Origin of the sequence: Cellulomonas algicola (assembly GCF_003851725.1) — a bacterium.
Lineage (GTDB): Bacteria > Actinomycetota > Actinomycetes > Actinomycetales > Cellulomonadaceae > Cellulomonas > Cellulomonas algicola.
Genome location: NZ_BHYL01000109.1, coordinates 1 through 5,345 on the forward strand (window position 1 = coordinate 1; position 5,345 = coordinate 5,345).

Genomic DNA, 5,345 nt, shown 5'->3' on the forward strand with positions numbered 1-5,345 from the left:
CGTCGACGGGACCGTGACCGGTGTCGGCCGCGCGACGGTCGGTCTCGGCGACCTGGCCCGCCGGGTGCAGACCGGCTATGTCCGCTCCTACGCCGCGACGACCGTGATCGGCCTGGTCGTGCTCGTCGTCGCCGTCCTGGTCACCCAGAGCTGAGGGAGAGCCCCCACCGATGTCGACCTCCTTCCCCTGGCTGACCGCGCTGGTCGTGCTGCCCGTCCTCGGAGCGGTCGCCCTCTGGGCGCTGCCCGCGGGCTGGCGCGGCCGGACCCGCGCGGTGGCGCTCGGGTTCGCGATCGCCGAGCTCGTCCTCGCCGTCGGTGCGCTGCTCGCGTTCGACACCGCGGACGCCGCCGCGCACCAGCTCACCGAGACGCACTCCTGGATCCCCGCGCTCGGCGTCTCGTACGCCGTCGGCGTCGACGGCGTGGGCCTCGTGCTCGTGCTCATGTCCGTCGTGCTCGTGCCGCTCGTCGTCCTCGCGGCGTGGCGTGAGCAGGGCTCGCTGAGCGTGCCCACGGACCGCCTGCGGCAGTACCTCGCGCTGGTCCTGCTGCTCGAGGCGTTCATCGTCCTCGTGTTCGCGGCGCGCGACGTGTTCCTCTTCTACGTCGTCTTCGAGGCGATGCTCATCCCCGTCTACTTCATGATCGGGATGTTCGGCGGGGAGCAGCGCCGGTACGCCGCCGTGAAGTTCCTGCTGTACTCGCTCGCCGGCGGGCTCGTCATGCTGGTCGGCGTCATCGCGCTGTACCTCAACGGGCCGCGCGGCGCGGACGGCTTCCTCACCGAGAACCTCACGGGCCTGGCACTCGACCCGACGCTCGAGAAGTGGCTGTTCCTGGCCTTCTTCCTGGCGTTCGCCATCAAGGCGCCGATGTTCCCCGTGCACACCTGGCTGCCCGACGCGGCGCAGCAGGCGCCGGCCGGGACGTCCACGCTGCTCGTCGGCGTGCTCGACAAGGTCGGCACGTTCGGGATGCTCACGCTGTGCCTGCCGCTGTTCCCCGACGCGTCCCGCTGGGCGGCGCCGGTGATCATCGTGCTCGCGGTCGTGTCGATCCTCTACGGCGCGCTGCTCGCGATCGGGCAGAAGGACATGATGCGGCTCGTCGCGTACACGTCGGTGTCGCACTTCGGCTTCATCGTGCTCGGCATCTTCGCGTTCTCCGCGACGTCGATCGCGGGTTCGTCGTTCTACATGGTCAACCACGGCCTCTCGACGGGCGGGCTGTTCCTCCTCGTCGGGTTCCTCGCGGCGCGGCGCGGGTCGCAGCAGATCGCCGACTTCGGCGGGCTGCAGAAGGTCGTCCCGGTGCTCGCGGGCACGTTCCTCGTCATCGGCCTGTCCGCGCTGTCGCTGCCCGGCCTGTCGACGTTCGTCAGCGAGTTCCTCGTGCTGGTCGGCACGTTCACGCGCCACCCGGCCGCGTCGATCGTCGCGACCTTCGGCGTGGTGCTCGCCGCGATCTACGTGCTGTGGACCTACCAGCGGGTGTTCACGGGACCGGTCCGCGAGGAGCTCGTCGCGATGCCCGACCTCGACACGCGCGAGCGGTGGGTCGTCGGCCCGCTCATCGCGCTCATGCTCGTCTTCGGCTTCGTGCCGGGCCCCGCGCTCGACCTCGTCCGGCCGCCGGCGGACCTCACGCTCCAGCAGGTCGGCGTCGAGCCGTACGTCGCACCCCACGGCGCCCAGGAAGGGACCGACAAGTGAACGCGTTCACCGCGCCCGAGATCCCGTGGTCGCTGCTGAGCCCGGCGCTCATCGTCCTGCTCGCCGCCGTCGCGGGCGTGCTGGTCGAGGCGTTCGTCCCGGCCCGCGTGCGGCGGCCCGTGCAGGTCACGCTCGGCCTCGCCGCTCCCGCGGCGGCCCTCGTCGCCGTCGCGGCGCTGTGGTCGGGCGTCGCGTCCGACGGCGGCACGGCGGTCGTCGGCGGCTCGATCATCGTCGACGGCCCGACGCTCGTGCTGCAGGGCACGATCGCGCTGCTCGCGCTGCTGTCGATCCTGGTCGTGGCCGACCGCACGGACACCGGCGAGGACGCCTTCGCGCCGTCCGCGGCGGCCGTGCCGAGCTCGGACTACGAGGAGCTCGCGCGTCGACGCGGCCTCCAGCAGACCGAGGTCTACCCGCTGCTGCTGTTCGCGGTGGGCGGCATGCTGATCTTCCCCGCCGCGGGCGACCTGCTGACGCTGTTCGTCGCGCTCGAGGTCCTGTCGCTGCCGCTGTACCTGCTGACCGGCATGGCCCGCCGTCGCCGCCTGCTCTCGCAGGAGGCGGCGATGAAGTACTTCCTGCTCGGTGCGTTCGCGTCCGCGATCATGCTGTTCGGCATCGGCCTGCTGTACGGCTACTCGGGCTCGCTGCGGTACTCCGAGATCGCCGACCAGGCGCTCCAGGTCACGGGGGTGGACGGGCTGCTGCTCGTCGGCGCGGTGCTCGTGCTCGCCGGCCTGCTGTTCAAGGTCGGCGCCGTCCCGTTCCACACGTGGACCCCGGACGTCTACCAGGGCGCCCCGACGCCCATCACCGGCTTCATGGCCGCCTGCACCAAGGTGGCCGCGTTCGGTGCGCTGCTGCGCATCGTCTACGTGGTGCTGCCGGACCTCGAGTGGGACCTGTCGGTCGTGCTGTGGACCGTCGCGATCGCGACCATGGTCGTCGGCACCGTCGCCGCGCTCGTGCAGACCGACGTCAAGCGCATCCTCGCGTACTCGTCGATCGCGCACGCGGGCTTCATCCTCACGGGCATCGTCGCGCTCGACGAGTCCGCCATCCCGGCCGTGCTGTTCTACCTGCTGGCCTACGGCGCGGCGACGATCGGCGCGTTCGGCATCGTGTGGCTCGTGCGCGAGCGGTCGGCGGGCGCCGGCGAGGAACCCGGGCCGGTGCTCGGCGAGGCGACCCGGCTGTCGCAGTGGACCGGGCTGGGACGCACCCACCCGCTCCTCGCGGTCACGTTCGCGCTCTTCCTGCTGTCGTTCGCGGGCATCCCGCTCACCGCCGGCTTCATCGGGAAGTTCGCGGTGTTCTCGGCCGCCGTCGAGGGCGGCGCCTGGCCGCTCGCCGTCGTCGGCGTGCTGTCGTCCGCCGCGGCCGCGTTCTTCTACGTGCGCATCATCGTGCTCATGTTCTTCGGCGGCGCCGGCGACGGTGCCGACGAGGTGACCGGGGGAGCGGCCGCGACCGTCTCGGACGAGCCCGTCGAGGCACCGACGCCCGCGGGGACGAGCGTGACCGCGACCCTCGTCGAGAAGGCCACGGCCACCACCACGACGGTCGTCGGGAGCGAGGGCTTCGCCGTCGTCGCGATCGCCGTGTGCGCGGTGCTCACCGTCGTGCTCGGCATCGTCCCGTCGCCCGTCCTCGACCTCATCGGCGACGTGGCCCAGCTCCTGCCGTGACGCGGCCGCGCGGGGTGTCCGACCCACCCGCGCGGGGAAGATAGGTTCGTGCCGTGACCACGACGACCGCCATCGCTCTGGCGGACCCTGCTCTGAGCGCGCGCCTCACCGACCGGCTGGCGCTCGTCGAGGAACGCCTGCGCGACTCCGTCACGCACGCCGACCAGCTCGCCGACGACGCCTCCCGGCACCTCGTCAACGCGGGCGGCAAGCGGCTGCGGCCGCTGCTCACGCTCCTCACGGCCGAGCTGGGCGACGGCGCACGGCGCGAGGTCGTCGACGCGGCCACCGTCGTCGAGCTCACGCACCTCGCGACGCTCTACCACGACGACGTCATGGACTCCGCGCCGCTGCGCCGCGGGGCACCCAGTGCGCACGAGGTGTGGGGCAACTCCGTCGCGATCCTCACGGGCGACCTGCTGTTCGCGCGCGCGTCCGCGACCGTCGCGGGCCTCGGCCCCGACGCGGTCCGCATCCAGGCCGCGACGTTCGAGCGGCTGTGCCTGGGCCAGCTGCACGAGACCGTCGGCCCGCGCCCCGACGAGGACCCCGTCGCGCACTACCTCCAGGTCCTCGCCGACAAGACTGCGTCGCTCGTCGCGACGTCCGCCCGCTTCGGCGCGATGTTCGCCGGCTGCCGGCCCGACGTCGTCCGGACCGTCACGGCCTTCGGCGAGAAGATCGGCGTCGCGTTCCAGCTCGCCGACGACGTCATCGACCTCACCTCCGACGGTGCCGTGACCGGCAAGACCCCCGGCACCGACCTGCGCGAGCGCGTCCCCACGATGCCCGCCCTCCTCCTGCGTGCCCGCGCCGCCGCAGCCGACGCGTCGCTCGACGACGTCGCGCTCGTCGAGCAGCTCGACGCCGACCTGACCGGTGACGACGCCCTCGCGGCGGCCGTCGCGGCCCTGCGGGCGCACCCCGTGGTCGAGGAGACGCGGTCTCGGGCCGTGGCCCTCGCGCACGAGGCCGTCGCCGAGCTCGCGCCGCTGCCCGACGGACCCGTCAAGGACGCGCTCGTCGCGTTCGCGGACGCGCTGGTCGACCGCGCGTCCTGACCCGTCGGCGCGTCCGGACCGACCGTGCCCGTGACCGACGAGGTGTCCTGACCGGCGAGGTACGGCGCCCGGCGGCGTGCCCGACCGCCGGGACCGGCCCGGCCGCCGGGACCGGCCCGGCCGCTGACCCGTCCGGGGGCACGACGTCGGGACATGCGGGACGTCGACGCTGGGTCGCGGCGCGATCTGGCAGCATGACGGCGCGGACCCGCCCGAGGCCGCGACGGAGGTCACGGTGAGCACACCCCCGGTCGAGCCCCAGCGGCCCCGCGCCGCGCGCGGGCCGGCGCCCCGGTCGGTCGCGGGCGGCGTCCCGGTCGCCCCGGACGAGGTCGCACCGGTCGTGCGCCGGTTCCTCGCGTACGTCGTCGACGGCGCGGTGCTCGGTGCGGCCTACGGGATCGGCACCGCGATCGCCCTCGCCGCGGGCGCGGGCGCGGACGGGCGCCCGCCGGGGCTCATGGTCCTCCCGGGCGTGCTCGCGCTCCTCGTGGGTGTCGGCCAGTGGGCCGCCGAGGCGATCACCGGCGCGACCATCGGCGGTGCGGCGCTGGGCATCCGCACGGTCGCCGTCCGGACGGGCCTGCCGGCCGGTCTGCTCGCGATCCTGCTGCGCAACCTCGTCGTCGCCGCGGGTGTGCTGGTCTGCTTCGTCGGCCAGGTCGTCGTCGTGATCTCCGGCGTGTGGGACCGCGAGCCCGCGCAGCGCGGCTGGCACGACAAGGCCGCCGGGACCCTCGTCGTCCGGGCCGGTGCCCTCCGGGCCGTGCGCGGCGGGCACGGTCGTCGCGCCGCCGTCGACGGGCCCCGTCGCTCCGCCGCCGGCCGAGCCGATGCGCGCGACGCGTGGGAGACGGCCGTCGCGCGCGGCGTCGAAC

Annotated in this window: 4 protein-coding genes; all 4 read left to right on the forward strand. The window is 73.9% G+C overall.

Features of this window, described 5'->3' with window-relative positions:
- Positions 1-170 precede the first annotated feature (170 nt).
- Positions 171-1,715 (forward strand): NADH-quinone oxidoreductase subunit M, encoded by a 1,545-nt coding sequence (locus CTKZ_RS08310; RefSeq protein WP_124342512.1) that lies wholly within the window; start codon positions 171-173, stop codon positions 1,713-1,715.
- Positions 1,712-3,406 (forward strand): NADH-quinone oxidoreductase subunit NuoN, encoded by a 1,695-nt coding sequence (nuoN, locus tag CTKZ_RS08315; RefSeq protein WP_124342513.1) that lies wholly within the window; start codon positions 1,712-1,714, stop codon positions 3,404-3,406. The genes CTKZ_RS08310 and nuoN overlap by 4 nt, the downstream gene beginning before the upstream one ends.
- 53 nt (positions 3,407-3,459) lie before the next feature.
- A complete protein-coding gene (locus CTKZ_RS08320) occupies positions 3,460-4,467 on the forward strand; it encodes a polyprenyl synthetase family protein (RefSeq protein WP_124342514.1) in 1,008 nt (335 codons plus the stop codon).
- Between the two features lie 235 nt (positions 4,468-4,702).
- Positions 4,703-5,345: RDD family protein (locus CTKZ_RS08325; RefSeq protein ID WP_148090470.1), on the forward strand; the 643-nt coding region annotated here is incomplete at its 3' end.

Coding starts and splice junctions, on each gene's coding strand:
- CTKZ_RS08310 (WP_124342512.1), top strand. CDS start 171: ATGTCGACCTCCTTCCCCTGGCTGACCGCGCTGGTCGTGCTGCCCGTC.